This window comes from Fodinisporobacter ferrooxydans (genome assembly GCF_022818495.1).
Classification (GTDB): Bacteria; Bacillota; Bacilli; order Tumebacillales; family MYW30-H2; genus Fodinisporobacter; species Fodinisporobacter ferrooxydans.
In genome coordinates this window covers 1,567,010-1,583,936 of record NZ_CP089291.1, presented here as the reverse complement: position 1 = coordinate 1,583,936, position 16,927 = coordinate 1,567,010, and the positions used below count along the sequence as shown (strand labels likewise).

The window sequence follows — 16,927 nt, the reverse complement described above, 5'->3', positions numbered from 1 at the left end:
GGTTCCTCTATTGGAACCCAGTTTCAACTTAGAAATGAATTTCTTGTTTGCAGAAATCTAGCCTTTGCGAACTTTACAAACTTTCTAAACTTTGCGGACTTTGAAGATTCCTCTGCCAGCGTGTAATTCGGAGTTTCATTCTATGTGTCCGAATTATTGTTGACTCGGTTTCACCAGCAAATATCCTTGCATTTCCTGGTGGAGAGCCGAACAGAAGTTGGTACAGTAGAACGGATAGACACCGGCCTTTTTGGCAGTAAATGTAAATGTCTTTGTTTGACCAGGTTCCACAATCTCATTTATGTCGTAACTTTCAATCGCAAAACCGTGTGCAATGCTTTCATCGCGGTCGAGGTTGGTCAAGTGAATCGTTACCTGATCGCCTTCATTGACCTGAATGTTGTCAGGAGTAAAGTGGCTGCGGATCGCTGTCATCCAAATCTCCACTTTATTGCCGTTGCGGACGACTTTCGCCTGCTTCGGATTATAGATGGCAGCCGGATTGCTCGTATCTTTCGGATACACATTGATCGGATGGAAAAGATCCGCCGGAGCAATCTGCGCATAGTGTGGTTCCTCATCGATCGGCGCCGTATACAACAGTTTCATCTTCGGACCGGATATATCGATTAGCTGCATGGCCACCGGATGTGACGGACCGACCGGCAAGAAATCGTCTTTGGCGATCTTATTCAGTGATACGAGATATTTGCCATCCGGTACAGCCGAGTCGCCCATAGATGCGGCAGAGTGACCAGGCGCGTAGTTTACGCCAATCTTGTCGACGACTTTCCAATCGCCCAGTTTCCACTTGACAATTGCACTGTCAATGAAGAGCGTTGTATACGCATAGCCTTTGCCGTCAAATTGCGTATGAAGTGGTCCAAGACCCACATTGACTTCCGCTTCTTTGATATCGTTGAATTTCAAAATCGGCAAGCCATGATCCATTCCGGCAAAATCTTTGTTGTCGATCGCTTTTTGAATCTTGTCGAAAGAGAACACAGTGACTGTCGGCGATAATTTGCCGCTCGCCACAATGTATTTTCCATCGGGCGATACGTCGACACCGTGCGGCGACTTCGGCGTTGGCAACAGATAGATGAGACCAGGCACTTTCGTCGGATCGAGAACTTTCGCACCGTTGAGTTCATATGTGTTTTTTGGATCTGCTGCCGCTTTTGCAGCTGCTTTCCAGTTCACCATGACCGTATAGTCACGATCTTTTTGCGATGCATTGACTTCCAGATTGGTTGTCGCTTCTTCCGTGTTATACGTTGTGATAAATGCCCATCCATTCGAAGGACCTTTTCCTTCGTCAGACAAGTCGTAGTCCCAAGGCGGCAATTGCAATTCCCAGCCAAGGTTCATGTGTCCGGTTTTCGGATCGATCTTCATCGCTGCCATCATGCCGGAATATTTTTTGTCGTAATCGGTCAGCGGCGAATATTTGAAATTCGGCGGTACAGAAAAACGCGTCGGCATCATGAAATATTCGCTGTTGGGCGTGACGAAAGCGGCACAGTGTGGCCCTGAAATGTTCGGAATCGGCTTTGTCACTTGTTCCGTTGTAAATGTTTTCAAATCGATCATAGCGGCACGATTGTTTGCGTTATCATTGACAAACAGCCAACGGCCGTCGTATTTCCCGTTTGTCTCCGACAATGCCGGGTGATGTACGTCCCCCCAGTGAAATCCGTCGAGCATCGCCTTCGTCTTGTCGTCAAATCCATAACCAGAGCCCGGATCCGGGGTAAATACGGGAATTGTGCGAATTCGCCGCATGGATGGAACACCGACCACATATACCTGCCCGGAGTGGCCTCCTGATGCAAACATGTAATATTTGTCTTTCTGTCCGAATGGGACATATGTTGCCAATGCTGCCTTTTCAATGTCAGATGAAGCGCCACTTGTTCCCCCTGAAGCTGACGCATTTGATGCGGAAGAATCGGATGCACATCCTGTTAACGTGACACCGATCAAACCTGCGGCTGCAATTACACTTACTAATTGCTTTGTCCGTTTTCTCATACATCCAGTCACCTTTCTGGTTTCTAATGTCTTGATCGCGCGGGCCCTCGCTTATTCAAAATTACTCCGGAAAGGGCAATTATTCCATAGCATGGATGTGCTAATGTTTCCGTCAAACATCTAGTCTTTTTCTACTATTTTCAAATATTAGAATATATTGTAATTTTTCTAACTTGATATTTATATTTGCATAAGCTTGAATCTGTAAATATGAAGAAATATATATTTATGTATATTTGTAAATGTTTGCATCCACTCTATGCGCGAAATGGACAGGACTGTCATGGATGATTTTTATGAGGGTTTTAAAAGGGGCGAATCAGTCAAAATGACTAAAGTTAAAGTAGGTGTGAAATTGGATATGAAATATAGAAGCAACTATAAAACTGTCGAGCCATTCAAAACGGAATGCCAACCCAAATATAACGGTTGGTTCTGTTTTGACATGTGATGTTCCTCACACACGCATAGGTATTCAATAAATTGTCAGATTTTCATTTACAGAAATAAAAAAAGCGCAGAACTCCGTCATTATTTGAGTGCTGCGCGTTTCAGCAGATCGCTATATTCGATTTTTTATCGTTTTGAAGTGTTAGTTCTGAAATTAATTTCCCTTAACATTTACACTGGATACGCCGGATTTAACGCTCGATGATACTTTTGGCGCTTCTAAGACGTCCTTCTGGCTTGGCTTCATATGCAAGAACGCTTTTATGACACCCCATGTTAACGGAAGTACACCGAAGACGATGAATATGGAATCCGGGATAATTCTTAACCACAAAAGCGCAAAGATTAAAGGCTCACGATAAAACGCAAGCTTGCGGGCTGCCCAAAATCCATGTTCAACAGTATATCTGATTTGCTCAACACCAATCGGGAACAATGTTACTACGATCATACCCACCAAACCAATATTCAATCCCCATACGGACATCTTAAACCATTTTTCAGACCAGTATTTGTCAGACTGAACAATCTGGCGCATAGAAAACAACACCAAAGCGATTGCCAGCATACCGTATACACCCATCATGGATCCATGGCCATGTGCCGCCGTCAAGAAAGAGCCGTGCTCATAAAAACTGACTCCTGGCAGATTAATCAAGAATCCGAGTACACCAGCTCCAAGCAGATTCCAGACAGCCGTTGAGATTAAAAACCAAAATGGCGCTTTATATGGAAAATCTTTTCCGCCATCGCGCAGCATTTTATATTGGTCGTATGCCTCTGAGGCGAGTAATGTTAATGGTACAATTTCAAGGGCTGAAAAACATGCACCCAGAGCAATCCATATATCAGGATCGCCAATCCAATAATAATGGTGTCCGGTACCGATAATACCGCTTCCCATTAAAATGATAATCTGAAAATACAGAGCGCGTACTGTTGATTTTTTTGTCACCAGACCCATTGCAACAAGCATAAAGCCAATCACAACAACGGCAAAAACTTCAAACACACCTTCAACCCATAGATGGACGACCCACCAGCGCCAGTAATCTGACGTCGTTATGTTCCAGCTAGGATTCACCAAGAAAGAGAAAGCGAAGAATCCCGGAATTGTCCATGCACTATAAAATAATAGGTGGACAAGTCCTCCTTTGTCTGCTTCGTTGCGCAATGGCACGCGTAATGCTCGCCAAACGATATACATCCATAGAAGCAGGCCAACAATCAGTAAAATTTCCCAAAACCGCCCTAATTCCAGGTAATTCCATCCTTCATTGCCAAAATAGAACCATGCCTTGCCCAATAAACCCTTGGCTCCAAGCCACTCACCGGTATAACTGCCGGCAACGACAACAATCAGTGCGGCAAATAGCACGTCGACAAGAAATCCCTGTCTTTTTGGTTCTTTTCCATTGACCAGCGGCGCAATAAACAACCCCATGCCAAGCCAAGCTGTTGCGATCCAGAACACTGCTGACTGCAAATGCCACGTTTTTGCAATGTTATATGGAAGCCATTTTAATATCGGCAATCCGTAGAATGCGGAACCTTCCACATAATAGTGGGCCATCAATCCACCCATCAAAGTCTGAAACAGGAATACCAGGCAGACAATGACAAAATATTTTCCTGTCTTTCTTTGGCTGGGAGTAATTTTTATATCATTTACATTAATAGTCGGGAACGATTTGTAGTTGCTTTCCATTTGAAATTTAAAGTGATTATAAACCCAAATAATGATTGCCAGCATCAGTACCAAGAATGCAGCGCTCATACCACTCCAGAATATTGCGTAAAAGGACTCGACATTGCCTACAGCCGGATAATATGGCCAGTTGTTTGTATAAGAGTAATTGGATCCTGGCCGATCGGTAGATGACATCCAGGATGTCCAGTAGAAAAAGTCGCTCAAATTTTTTATCGTCGACGTAGAGCTAGCCGCCTTAAAAATACTCTTCGGCAATGCGCGAGCTGGATCGCCTTTCGTAAACAATTGCTCATAATGCGCCCGAACCTGATCCAGCGCATAAACCTGTGAAGCTGTCAACTTTAAGGTATTATCGGATGCATTATAGCGGTTCACACGAATTTCACTTTTAACGGCATCAGCTATTGCTGCTTGTTGTTCCTTGGACAATTGGGCATACGATTTGCCATACTGTTGTTTTGCATCAAAATTGCGCATGCTGTCGGCAACAATATTCAGTGTCTCTGACGTAAAATCCTGGCCAAAAAATGTACCGTTCCCCAGTAGTGAACCATAATCCGCCAAATCAGTTTGCTGGTAGGTTTCTTGTCCGTTGATCAAATTATTATGTGTTGTTACAATTTGATCATTTGTCCCAACCATATTGGGTATAGGAGCCTCGTTTTTGTAAACAAATATACCTCCTACCAGCAGCACAAGAAAACTCACAATGATTACGGACAGCAATACTCGCTTTAGAGTTTTTGACCCTTGTTCGTGCTGAGCATCATGACTCATTTTTAAACCTCCCTTAATATGTTTGTTATAACAATAAAAACTATATTGGAAGTCATGAACCTTGATTGTGAGAATTCGCACATGACAATCAGGGTTCAAAGTTTGTTCACAAACGAGTTTGATAGATGTTTTCAAAACAAAACACACGCCGGATCCTGTTGATACAGAAGAATCCGGCGTGTGTGAATATCCGTGGGATTTAGTTTTCCTGCGGTGAAGTTGCGTATTGCACAGCCTGCGCATAAAGCGCCTGCATTCCGCCATACAAGGCATAAAAGAATGCATCCGGAGCATCCAGCGAGAACGATGTGTATTGACGTGGATCAACGCCCAACAGCCGCTCGAACAGCCTTGCACTGTCATATGCATAGAAACAAAAGTATATGAAATCAAATGCCGGCATTTTTTCACTGATCGTTACGATCTCACTGGCATATCCCTTGATATCTTCAGCCGCCCATTTGACCATTTGCACCGCATCTTCCAGCGCAACATGAATACATACGGAGTTTTCATCCAGAATTTCAACATTAGCCATTGGCAAACATCCTTTTTTATCGGATTGCTGTATGAAAATCGCTACTCTACACGCCCGATTTTCACTTGAAACAGACTAGGACCACGTTCAACATATTCCCAGGTGAATTTCCCAGGATGCTCAAGTTCAAATTGATAGCGCAATGGAACCGGGTCATGGTCGTTGATCAATAACATTTCCTCATTCGGCTGCAGACTTTCAAATGTTTGAAAAATCACCTTGTGCTTTAATTGCGGCGGATACTCCATCGCTTTTACTGTAGCAGCATATTGACTCATGATCATTACCTCCAACGTATAGAAATGAATGTGTCTTACAGGATTAACGATACCGAGTTTTTCAATTGTATGATGTGCTGATTCTCACATCTTTGAAATTCTTTCAAAAATTATTAGAGAATTTCTGTTGTTAATTACGTTCTAATTTAGTATCATTTTCTTACATTGAAAAAGACGCCTAGGGCAATAGGCGTCCGGGCAGTTTTTGTCTTAAGCCGAAAATTTTGGCGAAGCGGATTTTCTTTACTGTTGGGGTGGATTTCCATCTTTCGTGACGACCAGCTTCATGATCGCGCCTTTCGTTGCTTTGCTGAACTCATGGTCAACGATCGGGTAAATCCCCTCTTTTTTCACTTGAAACTCCACAACCAATCCGCCGGAAGCGGGTACTGCATACGACTGCAAACCATGGAGCACATTTTGCGGATTGCCATCCACATACACAGTATCAAATTGGGTTCCGACGACATGGAAACTGCTTACATCATTCGGCCCTACATTGTTGAAGTAAATTCGGACCCAATCGCCGACTTTGGCATATAGCGGCTTGTTTGCTTCTGTTGTTTTCCCGTTGAACAATACATACGACGGTGAACCGTTTTTCATATCATTGAAGTCGTTCTGTTTGTAGACTTCTGACTCCGTAATGACAAATTCCTTGTTGATTCTCTTATCTGTCGGGTAGCCGTCTTTTGGCTGCACGAGTATCGTACCATACATGCCGTTGGCAATATGCATCAGGACCGGCGCGGTGCCGCAGTGGTACATGAACACGCCGGGATTTTCGGCTGTATACGTGAATTCTCCTTCTTTATTTGGCGCAACATTGGCAAAGTCTTTATTGGGCGCTGCCGTTACGGCATGGAAATCCATGCTATGCGGGATTTTCGGGTCCATATTTTTCAGTTTAAAATGAATCGTATCTCCTTGCTTGACTTTGATCACAGGGCCAGGAACGGTACCGTTAAAATTCCAGGAATGATACTTGACGCCTGGTGCGATCTCAACATCGGTCTCCTGTGCGGTCATTTCGATCTGTACGTCATGTGCGCCAATGCGTTTTACAACGACCGGCGTTGGCGGTTGATTGACAGCTTGCTGAGGATTTTTTGTGTCCTTAGCAGTTTGCGCTGTTGGCGCAGGCGCCGATTTATCCGGTGGTGCACTCTGAATGCCACACCCTGCCAATAATGAACCAGCCATTAGTACGGAAAAGAAAATATTTGATTTTTTCACAGCCAATCCCTCCAATTGTGTCGAGAATCCAGCAACTGCTGCATATATCTCAGAAACTGTTTCTTTATCTCTGTTTTAAATCAATTGCAGGAATTAACAAGTGATATTTTTCACATTTTTTCGTTCGTTCGCTTTTTTTCCACAATATGAAAAAACACACATGCATAGTTGTTTTTTACTACTTCAATTGAACTATATACCTTGAATTACATGAGAAAAACTCAAATGGATAAGCAAAAATACTCCACCTAAAGCATCGGTTTTGCATGCAGCCGTTTTTCCAGCAGTTCCATATCAAGCAGTAAATGATGGCCTGTGGTGATTCGCAAAGCCCCGATTTTTTTCAACTGATTTAACGTACGATTCACAGTTTCTCTGGAAGTTCCAATCATATTGGCCAATTCCTGATTGGTAAAAGGGACGTTAATCCAGATCCGCTCTCCGACTGAAACTCCATGCCGCTGTGCAAGGCGCATCAACATGTAGATGATTTGTTCCGCTACATCATGCAAAACGATTTCTTCCAGCCTGTCTTGCAGTTCCGTCAACCGCGCTTCCATAATCGCCAAAAGCCTGATGCACAATGACGGATTCGTCTCCAGCAGGTTGCGGAAGCTTGCTGTCGGCAAAGCAAACAGAATACCCCGCTCAATCATGACAGCGTTCGCAGGGTATTCTGCCGTATGGAAAAATCCTTTGTGCGGAAACATGTCGCCTTCCTGCAAAATATTTACAATTTGCTCCCTTCCATGTTCATCCGCACGGAAGATCTTCACTTTTCCACGCATGATAAAATATACATATTTCAGTGGATCTCCTTGCAGAAAGATATTCATTTTTTCCGAATAGGCCCACTGAATCAACAAATGCTGAATTTTCTCCAGTTCCGTCCGTTCTAAATCGCGAAAAAAAGAAATTTTTCGCAACAATTCTTCTGATTGTTGTGATTGAACCATGCAACCCACCTCGGCTCCGGTATCAAAAACCTAATTTCGCTCTGGCCTGGTCATTCATACGCGCTGGCGTCCACGGCGGATTCCAAACCACATTGACACGCACATCTTCCACACCATCGACTCGGCCGGCTGCCCATTCCACAGCTTCACTCATCGTATCGTGCATAGGACAACCGGGTGTTGTCAATGTCATATCAATGACTAATTGTCCATCCGCCACTTCCTCCATATGATAGATCAAGCCTAATTCCACAACATTCAACCCCAATTCCGGGTCGTATACTTCCAGCAACTGCTCTCTTACTTTTTCTAAATCAATCATTGGAATATATCTCCTTCCATAATTGTGATGGTTTGAGAATTTGCAGCATTTGCCATACAAATAATCCAATACCAATTGTCAACAGGCTTCCCCCTGCCATTGTCAAGCCATACCATCCAAGAACCATGCCGCAAGAAAACAGAAATAATCCTGCAACGAACAGACCGAATACCCAGCGGCTTTTCTTTAAATCAAATAACTCTGACATCATCGGCACTTTTTCTTTGCCCGCTTTTGTACCATAGCGCTGATTCCATATCAAAAAAGGAATAATTTTATATGCATATCCCATTACGGTCAATACAATCCATCCAAGAATATAAAACCCAATGATGCCTTGCCACTGAGTCAAGCCGCCATGTGCCAAAGCAATCCCGAGTACGGCACAAAAACTGATCAATCCGAAAATCGTTGCGACAACAACATAACGAATCGGTGTTTCCATCGTCTTGCGCATACGTTTTTGGATCATGCCGCGCAAATCCAGCGCATGATTAACAAATGCGGCAACTGCGGCAACTCCTCCAATGGTCAGCAAAATGCGGCTATGCAGCCAAATTCCCATGATCAAGAGTGCCAATCCGCCTTGCAACAATCCAAATGTATAGGGTTGTCTGGCAGTCGAAAAGCCATGTGCCAGTGTAAACATCGGAAAAAGTTTGAGACTGAATCCGATAATCAAACATGTAAAGAAACCGATTGTCGCCAGTACAATATGGGTTTCCAGCAATTCCATGTAAAAACGGCTGCCGATGCCAAACTGAATGGAAGCGATCATCGTCCATGCAAATGCGACTGCCAGCAGCAAATACATCATCGAGAACCATATATACCAGCGGATCATGCCTTTCACTGTCGATTTCGATAAGGAAAGCATGACAAGGATGCCAAATATATAAATCGATATCGTGACTATAGTTCCGAATATCAGCAATCCAACCGTCCACCATTGCTCCATGGAGATCCACAAACCGACAATGCCCATTCCATATATCCAGAAATTCTTGCCTGCAAGTCCGACATTTCGAATGGGAATCAAAAACGTGACAGTCGTAAGTTGGTAAACAGCTCCCGTCACGATCGAAAGCAATACACCGAGTGTCAACAAATGTGTCAATGCCACAACAGACGGCATCAGTGCCATTTGAAACGGATGAAATAAAGATTCAGCCAGTAACTGTAATGCAAACAAGCCGAACAATACTACACCTAATGTAATGTAGCGCATGGGCAGGGCAAACGGCGGTGAATGGCTTGTTGTTTTGTTCATGCTGCTCACTTCCTAGTCGGTCAACGTTTAGCGAAAAATCTGTACGTGAACTTCCCCTTCTGATTCTTCCACTATTTTGTACGAAAAACCCCGCTCATCCAACTCCGGCAACAAAAACGCCGGAACACGCTCATTCCAGATTTCGAGTCTCGCTTCCCCTTCCTGGAATTCTTTCTGATTGTCCAGCATCTCCAATGTCCGAATCATCGGTTGCGGCGGCTCCAATCCTAAATTATTCAAACGGAAAACCGGCATATCAAATGATTCCTTATAAAATTGAATGATGAAATGTTCTTTATCCATTTGCAAAACTACATGATTGTATCCCTTTTTCCCCAATACTTTCAATAAAGGCGTCGGGCGAAATGTGGTATGCAATTGCAAGATGTCTGTTTCTTGCAGACTTCCTACCGTTTCCATAATTTTTTGAAATGGCTCCAGCTTAGCCTTTAAAATGTCTCTTACATCCAGATCGACAATTCTTTGATCCATTTGAAACGCCTCCCATACTCCGAATGGTTTGCATAAAATATATTGTGTTTCAACTTGAGCTTAGAATACAATCAATTTGCATCACATGTTGTGAGATACATCACTTGTTGTTGGCTAATCTTTTGGCCGCGGTCCACCGATTGTCAATACGCGCACAAGGGCTGAGAAAAGCAGGACACCGGCAACCATGGACAAGATCCCGCTGAGCGGATCTGCAATCGAATCCACCCACTGCGGAACATAGGCACCATTCCCGTATCGGATGAAAAAATGAAGGAGGCCGATACATACTCCCAAATAGTAAAGATTCATCGACCATTTGGCTCTCCAATGCGACACCATATCGTCCATCAACGGCGCTTGTTTGCGTTCCGGACGATGGCTGAAACGGTACTCATACCACAAAAACGGGATAATTTTCTGCGCATAGGAAAATATCAATGGCACAAATCCGCCAAACAACATGACATAGCCAATGCCATAGAAGAATTGCGCTTGCTGAAAAGCGATCATAAGAAAAGCCAAGATTCCTGAAAGAATCAGAATACCTGTAGAAACAAGCGAATATCGAATTGGCAAAACGATCGACTTGCGCTTTCTCGCTTGCAATATTTTATAAATGTCGACGGTGAAGCGAATATAAGCGGCAATCCCAAGCACCGCACCCAGAATAATAATGACTTGCCCCAAGAACTGTGGGCCTGTACGGAATGCAATATCGCCAATCATCATGAGAGCAAGACTGAAAAAATAGAGAAATATCGTCGTCTTTTGTGAAATTTTATACCCGTGGCTCAGTGTAAACATCGGTATCAACTTATACGATAAGACAATCACAAGTCCGCTCCAGAAAACAAACGCACCAAGAAAAATATGCGCTTCCAGGAGCGCTTGGCCAGTCCCCGGCAAACCGGCTGCCATCCAAATTCCAAAGATCATGACAACGACAACAGCGACTATGGGAAGAAGCATGCCTTTATGAACAAATGTCTGATTCCTGGCTTTTCGGTAGCTTTGCAAAACAACCGTCAAATAAGCAATGGAGTTGCATAGCAAAAAGATGCCTCCGATCATCACCATCTGCATTTGAAAGCGCAAAAAACCAACTGACAATACTACGCTAGCCAGTGCGTGAATCGGCAAATGCCAATACAGAACATGTCTGCCAATGGGCGGAGCTTGGAATGCGATGGGGATAAACTGGTACATGACCCCAAATGCAGCCGTCAGCATAAATCCCAGAATGGTAAAATGTATGGTGAACAACGATACAGGTGCTGTCGTGATTCCTTTTGCCCATAGCGGCAAGACTCTGCCAATTTGAAAAAGTGCCACCCAAATAAAGAGAAACGCTGTCAGTATATAGTAGACAGTTGCTGACAAGCTTTTTTTCGTAGAAGTTTTAAAAGCCATTTTCATTCCACCTTACACTTGTTGTATTGTCATTGGATTTCCGTTAAATTTCCATTGGATTCCGTTATTTTCCTCATTATAATTCAAAATTCCTCTCTTTTTGTGACAGGTATCACTCCTTGTATAAATATTCTGTGGCATTCTTACTTCAAGATTGAAACTTACAAGCAACCATACATAGTATCTATTTGAAAAGGGGAATTGATCATTTATTAGTTCCCTTTTCTTCAGGAGGAGATTGGCATGAGCATAATCGGACAAGAGACGTTCAGTTTTAAGGACATGACTTTGGTAAAACGAAACAAACTGGGTGACAAGGTGCCCCTCGAATTGTTCCGGGCGATTCGTTTAATCGGCATGTATGAAGGTTTGCCCATGCATGGGAAAGCGACTACGCTGACGATCGGCAGAACCATCGGAGAGAAAATTGAAGCAACCTCCGTGAATGAATTGTTAAAAAAATTCGAGCAGCTAAAGATCGGAATTCCTTCTGTTATTGAAGAAACCGGCAAAGGATTTCGCGTTGCCATTGAAGACTGCTTTTGCGAAGGACTTCCTGTACATGCCGGCAACCTGGTCTGTGATTTGGAAGGAGCCATATTCGAGGGAGCTTTAAGCAAGATTTTAAACAAAAAAGTATCCGTGAAAGAAGTAAAATGCAATGTAAACGGCGATGAGCGCTGTGAATACGAAGTTCGATTCTTGGGCTAGATTCGTTTCTACAGGCAATTGAAATATAATAGGAGCAGATCTCTTTGATTTGACCGTTCCCGTTATATTCGCTATGCTTACATTGTGACGGTACAATCAAAAGGTGAAAAACAATTTCGCTTCCATTGTCCGGGTCCTAAGCATCACCACCATATGATCTGCACAAAATGAGGAAAAACAAAAGCGATTGAAGTTTGTCCAATGAATTCCTGGAAATGTAAAGCGGACGATTTTCAAATTATCGATCATAAATTTGAAGTCTATGGTGTTTGCAAAGACTGTGAACATCCAAAGGAGAATTCCCAATGTCAGTAGAGGAGCACCGTCAGTCGGCGCCGAAGACGGTTCGCTGCGGGATTATAACCGTTTCTGATACAAGAACAGAGCAATCGGACAAAAGCGGGCAGTTGATCAAACAATTGCTGCTGGAAGCCGGTCATGCAATCACAACGTACCAGATCGTCAAAGATGAATATTCTGTCATTCAAGAGCTGATTCGGAAGATCGCGGCAGATTCGCGGATAGACGGGATATTGTTGAACGGCGGCACTGGCATTGCCATGCGGGATACGACATACGAAGCGGTGAAAGACTGCCTGGATAAGGAAATGCCCGGCTTCGGCGAGCTGTTTCGCTATTTGAGCTTTTCTGAGGATATTGGTGCGGCAGCGATTCTCAGCCGCGCCATCGCCGGCGTCTGCAACGGGAAAGCGGTTTTCTCCATGCCAGGCTCCACAGGTGCAGTACGACTGGCCATGAATCGCCTGATCCTTCCGGAACTGACGCATGTAATCCGGGAAATCAATAAAGATCGCTTATGATTGTATAGGAAAAAAGGAATCGAAGAGATGTGTCGCGGACATAGGGTGGGAGAAATACAAAAAGCTTTCAACGAAATAGGTTGGAAGCTTTTTACTAGTTTAACCTGCAATATCCTCATTTTATTACTATAAGAGGATGTTCAAAAAGTAGTCAAAACTCCACGGCGGATTGCTTTGCCGAATCCCAAAAAGGCTTACTCATGTACCAAACACGTACACTCCGTCGCCTTTTCGCGCTTCGGCTTCGCACTCCTTGTGTCTTACTTAACCACTTTTTGAACACACACTTTAAAAATATATGTGCAAGCGGCGAATGACGATACATGAATCATCCACCGCTGCTCACACACCATTAGCTGAATACATCAACCGACTACATCGTATCCCTGATCTTCAATCGCACTTTTAATGGCCTCAAGATTGACCTTGGATTCATCATATTGGATCGCTACAGACTTGCCTGGCAGATCTACTTTTCCTTCCGCTCCCAATTTTTTCAATGCGCCTTCTACAGCATTGACACAGTGATTGCAGGACATTCCCTCTACTTTTAAAACTACGTTAGACATAATGAATCCATCCTCCTGTCATGTTCATTTGTATCAATATTGGATATTTTTATTAAGTTAAGTTGCATAAGCATCTGGGCATTGAGTCGGTCGACTACTTGATAAGCTTGCTCATGGTTTTCATCAACTCATCAAGTACTTCCGTGTCCCCTTCCTGAATTCGCTCAACTACACAACTTTTCATATGGCTCTCTAAAAGCAATTTGCCAACTGCATTCAGAGCGGATTGAATCGCCGAAATCTGATTCAAAATATCATCGCAATACACATTTTTCTCAATCATGCCTTTGACGCCGCGAATCTGCCCTTCAATCCGATTCAGCCTGCTGGTCAAATTGGTTTTCAGCTTTTCCGAATGATGACTCGATCTTACCGAAACTTCACCGTCATCCCCATCCGAACATTGATGCATAATATCGACTGCCATCTCTCCGCCTCCTTTCATAATCTTTATATTATACTATACCCCGTAGATGTATTCAAGGCTTATTTTTCCTTAACCATGTTTCCTATTGCCTGCTTCAAATAGGATTCAGACATCTGCCCGACTATTACCTTTTCAATGATTCCCTTACGATTCACCAAGAAACTCGTCGGCAGCGGCCCCACTTTGTACATTTCGGACATTTTGCCGTCTGTGTCAAATACTACAGGGTAATTCATATGGAATTGCTCCATAAACCCTTTCACGGTTACCGGATTTTCTTTATAATTGACTCCCAAAACAACAAATCCCTGATTTTTATATGCTTGATATGTCTGCACGATTCCCGGGATCTCATCCCTGCAAGGCTTGCACCAACTCGCCCAGATATTTATTAACACTACTTTTCCTTTAAACTCTTGCAATGATACATCGTTCCCCTGCAAATTCTGCAGGACAAAGTTTGGCGCTGCCTGGCCCGGATTTAATCCGTCCAATGGAGTTGTTTGTTTGAATTGTTTATAAATGGAAGCCATTATTGCAACCGCCAATACGAAAATAAGCAGGATGACCGTCCAGCGCGTCCGGTGCGAATGCATGAAATCCCCCCCATATCTATAACCTGGATTTCTTTTGTCATGTGCTGCTGGATGTATTCCGGATTGTTATACTTTCACTTTTTTATCATTCCTTTATCAATGAGAGTATTCCATTGTTTTCCTGAATTTGCAGATTGATAGACTCTCGTTTTATATGTACCGATTGTAAGTTCTCCATGGACAGATGGATTTTCTGAAATAAACAAGACAGAGTCTACATCGGAAAAAGGCAACGGGATCGATAGGGCTTGTTTGCGGACGCGATCATATGCTTCAAAAATCGGCGTTTTATCATATCCGCCGATGTATAAAGTATTGGAATTTTTCAAATCAAAAGACAGACCCGTTGTATTGAGATGCTCTATCATCTGCTGAAAATGATTCCCGTAATCTGTCGACATGAATAATCCTTTCGGAGTCCCTACCGCCACAATTCCATCCTTGTCGGGAGCAATGGCTAAACTTTCAATCTCCCCGTCAATCCCTTTTCCCAGAACAGAATGCCAGGTCTTGCCCCCGTCTTGGGTATAATTCAGGCCCTTTTTCAACCCGTTCATATCTTCTTCCGCATATACATATATCGTTCCCGTCTTATAACTTGCTGCCATATGATGAAAATCGCCGCTGCCGTAAAACGCAAGCGGCGTTACGTTTCCCTGGCCGTCAAGTTTTACAAGTCCGAGGGGATTCTTGAAACGATTGTCTCCCGGATGGCCACTGGCATACATCGCTTTCGCAGTCATCGAAAATCCCATGAGATCATCATTGCCAAGCGGCTGGCCAAAGCTTCCTCCGCGATATTTTAACAACCCCCGATGTGTGGCCAAGTACAGTGTTTGGCCATCTGCACTATACCCCAATCCGTGAATGTGTTCGATATCTTGTGTAACTTTCTGTGCATTTTGTGCAGTCGGTTGTGTGCTTCCACATGCGGACAGTGCAAGAGCTATTATGCTTATGGCACCAAATGCCGCAACTCTTCTCTTGGCTTTTGTCATATTCCAAAACTGCATGTTTGATTACCTCCCGAAAAAAGGAATATTCTGTCCAGATTGCGCCATATATACATTAGCAGGCAACTATGAAGAAGTTATGAATTCATCGTCAAAGCCCTTGTGAATTTTTTTCCGGCATGTAAGAATTAGTATAAATCAATACATACATAGGTATCTGTAGTACATATGTACTAAATTTCTTTCGATATTTTGTTTTGTATTGAGAATTCCATTCAAAGAAGGGAGGATATCTCGATTGACTTCCGCAAACCCAACGATCTGGATTGCTTTTTTGGCAGGGTTGTTATCCTTTGTTTCACCATGCTGTTTGCCTTTGTATCCATCCTATATTTCTTATATCTCCGGTGTATCTTTTCAAGCGGGACAACAACGAGTTTCCAATGATGCAAGGCGTCGTGCAGTCATCCATTCTTTGTTTTTTGTGCTGGGCTTTTCGATCATATTCCTTGCACTTGGAATGTCTGCCAGCTACCTCGGCCGCTTCTTTATTGAATATCGAAGCTTGATCAGCCAAATCGGCGGTGTGATTATTGTCGCGATGGGTCTGTTTCTGCTGGGGCTATTAAAAATTGATGTGTTAATGAAAGAGAAAAAATGGCAAATTCGTTCAAAACCGGCAAGCTACTTAGGTGCCGTATTCGTAGGAATCAGTTTTGCTGCCGGCTGGACACCATGTATCGGCCCTATTCTGGCTTCCGTACTTATATTGGCCGCATCACAACCTGTCAGCGGCATGACTTTGATGGGATTTTATATTCTCGGCTTTGCCATTCCATTTCTTATCTTGGCGTATACTCTCGGCTCCACCAAATGGCTGCGAAAGTATTCCGGCCTGATCAGCAAGATTGGCGGAGTCATTATGGTAGTTATGGGCATCTTGTTGTATTTTAACCAAATGACTTTGATCACTTCCTGGCTGATTCGCCTGTTTGGCGGGTTTACAGGATTTTAAAACCCGGGATTTTGCTGATACGTGAAATTGAATCAGGGCTGAAATCAGCGATTCCAGCCCTGTATATATTCCGTATATATTCTGCATTCCAATTGTTGCTATTTTCAAACTGCAATCATCCGCTTGATTATGAACTATTTCTTCAACACTCTCAACATTCGCTCATATTCCTCTTCCGATATCTCGCCACGGGCAAACCGTTGGCGCAAAATATGGATCGCATCATTCCCTCTTTCATTGGAGTCGCCTTTTTTAATCCAATGAATGATTAAATAGATCACCCCGACAATCACCACAAGCTGAATTAACATGCCAATCCAACTCATTCCAAATCCATATCCTAACATCATACACACTC

18 protein-coding genes are annotated in these 16,927 nt (G+C 43.4%); 3 read left to right on the top strand and 15 right to left on the bottom strand.

What is annotated here, in order from left to right:
- Window positions 1-153: 153 nt before the first annotated feature.
- The 10 genes from nosZ to LSG31_RS07430 form a co-directional block, all read right to left on the bottom strand.
- Complete coding sequence (nosZ, locus tag LSG31_RS07475; protein WP_347438743.1) at window positions 154-2,034, bottom strand: Sec-dependent nitrous-oxide reductase; 1,881 nt, start codon at window positions 2,032-2,034, stop codon at window positions 154-156.
- Between the two features lie 604 nt (window positions 2,035-2,638).
- On the bottom strand, window positions 2,639-4,972 hold the full coding sequence (locus LSG31_RS07470; RefSeq protein ID WP_347438742.1) for a nitric-oxide reductase large subunit: 2,334 nt from the start codon (window positions 4,970-4,972) through the stop codon (window positions 2,639-2,641).
- A gap of 199 nt (window positions 4,973-5,171) precedes the next feature.
- On the bottom strand, window positions 5,172-5,510 hold the full coding sequence (locus LSG31_RS07465; RefSeq protein WP_347438741.1) for a hypothetical protein: 339 nt from the start codon (window positions 5,508-5,510) through the stop codon (window positions 5,172-5,174).
- 41 nt (window positions 5,511-5,551) lie between these two features.
- Window positions 5,552-5,788 (bottom strand): DUF2249 domain-containing protein, encoded by a 237-nt coding sequence (locus LSG31_RS07460; RefSeq protein WP_347438740.1) that lies wholly within the window; start codon window positions 5,786-5,788, stop codon window positions 5,552-5,554.
- Window positions 5,789-6,031: 243 nt separating this feature from the next.
- Window positions 6,032-6,991 (bottom strand): multicopper oxidase domain-containing protein, encoded by a 960-nt coding sequence (locus LSG31_RS07455; protein ID WP_430734270.1) that lies wholly within the window; start codon window positions 6,989-6,991, stop codon window positions 6,032-6,034.
- Between the two features lie 281 nt (window positions 6,992-7,272).
- Window positions 7,273-7,980 carry a Crp/Fnr family transcriptional regulator gene (locus LSG31_RS07450; RefSeq protein ID WP_347438738.1) on the bottom strand — a complete coding sequence of 236 codons (708 nt, stop codon included), beginning with the start codon at window positions 7,978-7,980 and terminating at the stop codon, window positions 7,273-7,275.
- A 22-nt stretch (window positions 7,981-8,002) separates the two neighbouring features.
- Window positions 8,003-8,299: a metal-sulfur cluster assembly factor gene (locus LSG31_RS07445; RefSeq protein ID WP_347439459.1), complete on the bottom strand. Its 297-nt coding sequence runs from the start codon at window positions 8,297-8,299 to the stop codon at window positions 8,003-8,005.
- Window positions 8,295-9,572 carry a hypothetical protein gene (locus LSG31_RS07440; RefSeq protein ID WP_347438737.1) on the bottom strand — a complete coding sequence of 426 codons (1,278 nt, stop codon included), beginning with the start codon at window positions 9,570-9,572 and terminating at the stop codon, window positions 8,295-8,297. Before LSG31_RS07440 ends, LSG31_RS07445 begins: the two co-directional genes overlap by 5 nt.
- 27 nt (window positions 9,573-9,599) lie before the next feature.
- Complete coding sequence (locus tag LSG31_RS07435; RefSeq protein ID WP_347438736.1) at window positions 9,600-10,064, bottom strand: DUF2249 domain-containing protein; 465 nt, start codon at window positions 10,062-10,064, stop codon at window positions 9,600-9,602.
- 114 nt (window positions 10,065-10,178) lie between these two features.
- Window positions 10,179-11,477: a hypothetical protein gene (locus LSG31_RS07430; RefSeq protein ID WP_347438735.1), complete on the bottom strand. Its 1,299-nt coding sequence runs from the start codon at window positions 11,475-11,477 to the stop codon at window positions 10,179-10,181.
- Between the two features lie 243 nt (window positions 11,478-11,720).
- Between LSG31_RS07430 and LSG31_RS07425 the strand changes: the two genes are divergently transcribed.
- Together LSG31_RS07425 and LSG31_RS07420 are read left to right on the top strand one after the other, a co-directional pair.
- Window positions 11,721-12,188 (top strand): V4R domain-containing protein, encoded by a 468-nt coding sequence (locus LSG31_RS07425; RefSeq protein ID WP_347438734.1) that lies wholly within the window; start codon window positions 11,721-11,723, stop codon window positions 12,186-12,188.
- Window positions 12,189-12,493: 305 nt separating this feature from the next.
- On the top strand, window positions 12,494-13,009 hold the full coding sequence (locus tag LSG31_RS07420; RefSeq protein ID WP_347438733.1) for a MogA/MoaB family molybdenum cofactor biosynthesis protein: 516 nt from the start codon (window positions 12,494-12,496) through the stop codon (window positions 13,007-13,009).
- A gap of 365 nt (window positions 13,010-13,374) precedes the next feature.
- On the opposite strand, the gene LSG31_RS07415 is transcribed toward LSG31_RS07420, so the two are convergent.
- From LSG31_RS07415 to LSG31_RS07400, 4 genes are all read right to left on the bottom strand, one after another.
- The gene (locus LSG31_RS07415; protein WP_347438732.1) at window positions 13,375-13,578 is read right to left on the bottom strand and encodes a cation transporter; all 204 of its coding nucleotides are present in this window, start codon (window positions 13,576-13,578) and stop codon (window positions 13,375-13,377) included.
- A 94-nt stretch (window positions 13,579-13,672) separates the two neighbouring features.
- Window positions 13,673-14,005, bottom strand: coding sequence for a metal-sensitive transcriptional regulator (locus tag LSG31_RS07410; RefSeq protein WP_430734250.1), 333 nt, complete (start codon window positions 14,003-14,005; stop codon window positions 13,673-13,675).
- Window positions 14,006-14,064: 59 nt separating this feature from the next.
- Entirely contained in the window at window positions 14,065-14,601 is a 537-nt protein-coding gene (locus LSG31_RS07405; protein WP_347438731.1) for a redoxin domain-containing protein, read from the bottom strand.
- Between the two features lie 74 nt (window positions 14,602-14,675).
- Window positions 14,676-15,614, bottom strand: a complete 939-nt coding sequence (locus tag LSG31_RS07400) for a F510_1955 family glycosylhydrolase (RefSeq protein WP_347438730.1) — start codon at window positions 15,612-15,614, stop codon at window positions 14,676-14,678.
- A gap of 238 nt (window positions 15,615-15,852) precedes the next feature.
- Between LSG31_RS07400 and LSG31_RS07395 the strand changes: the two genes are divergently transcribed.
- Window positions 15,853-16,569 (top strand): cytochrome c biogenesis CcdA family protein, encoded by a 717-nt coding sequence (locus LSG31_RS07395; protein WP_347438729.1) that lies wholly within the window; start codon window positions 15,853-15,855, stop codon window positions 16,567-16,569.
- Between the two features lie 134 nt (window positions 16,570-16,703).
- Here LSG31_RS07395 and LSG31_RS07390 read toward each other — a convergent pair whose 3' ends face one another.
- Window positions 16,704-16,919, bottom strand: coding sequence for an SHOCT domain-containing protein (locus tag LSG31_RS07390; protein WP_347438728.1), 216 nt, complete (start codon window positions 16,917-16,919; stop codon window positions 16,704-16,706).
- Window positions 16,920-16,927: the final 8 nt, after the last annotated feature.

What these genes read in the sequence shown, in the direction of transcription:
- nosZ (WP_347438743.1), bottom strand. Translation starts at nt 2,034, where the DNA reads ATGAGAAAACGGACAAAGCAATTAGTAAGTGTAATTGCAGCCGCAGGT.
- LSG31_RS07470 (WP_347438742.1), bottom strand. Translation starts at nt 4,972, where the DNA reads ATGAGTCATGATGCTCAGCACGAACAAGGGTCAAAAACTCTAAAGCGA.
- LSG31_RS07465 (WP_347438741.1), bottom strand. Translation starts at nt 5,510, where the DNA reads ATGGCTAATGTTGAAATTCTGGATGAAAACTCCGTATGTATTCATGTT.
- LSG31_RS07460 (WP_347438740.1), bottom strand. Translation starts at nt 5,788, where the DNA reads ATGAGTCAATATGCTGCTACAGTAAAAGCGATGGAGTATCCGCCGCAA.
- LSG31_RS07455 (WP_430734270.1), bottom strand. Translation starts at nt 6,991, where the DNA reads ATGGCTGGTTCATTATTGGCAGGGTGTGGCATTCAGAGTGCACCACCG.
- LSG31_RS07450 (WP_347438738.1), bottom strand. Translation starts at nt 7,980, where the DNA reads ATGGTTCAATCACAACAATCAGAAGAATTGTTGCGAAAAATTTCTTTT.
- LSG31_RS07440 (WP_347438737.1), bottom strand. Translation starts at nt 9,572, where the DNA reads ATGAACAAAACAACAAGCCATTCACCGCCGTTTGCCCTGCCCATGCGC.
- LSG31_RS07435 (WP_347438736.1), bottom strand. Translation starts at nt 10,064, where the DNA reads ATGGATCAAAGAATTGTCGATCTGGATGTAAGAGACATTTTAAAGGCT.
- LSG31_RS07430 (WP_347438735.1), bottom strand. Translation starts at nt 11,477, where the DNA reads ATGGCTTTTAAAACTTCTACGAAAAAAAGCTTGTCAGCAACTGTCTAC.
- LSG31_RS07425 (WP_347438734.1), top strand. Translation starts at nt 11,721, where the DNA reads ATGAGCATAATCGGACAAGAGACGTTCAGTTTTAAGGACATGACTTTG.
- LSG31_RS07420 (WP_347438733.1), top strand. Translation starts at nt 12,494, where the DNA reads ATGTCAGTAGAGGAGCACCGTCAGTCGGCGCCGAAGACGGTTCGCTGC.
- LSG31_RS07415 (WP_347438732.1), bottom strand. Translation starts at nt 13,578, where the DNA reads ATGTCTAACGTAGTTTTAAAAGTAGAGGGAATGTCCTGCAATCACTGT.
- LSG31_RS07410 (WP_430734250.1), bottom strand. Translation starts at nt 14,005, where the DNA reads ATGGCAGTCGATATTATGCATCAATGTTCGGATGGGGATGACGGTGAA.
- LSG31_RS07405 (WP_347438731.1), bottom strand. Translation starts at nt 14,601, where the DNA reads ATGCATTCGCACCGGACGCGCTGGACGGTCATCCTGCTTATTTTCGTA.
- LSG31_RS07400 (WP_347438730.1), bottom strand. Translation starts at nt 15,614, where the DNA reads ATGCAGTTTTGGAATATGACAAAAGCCAAGAGAAGAGTTGCGGCATTT.
- LSG31_RS07390 (WP_347438728.1), bottom strand. Translation starts at nt 16,919, where the DNA reads ATGATGTTAGGATATGGATTTGGAATGAGTTGGATTGGCATGTTAATT.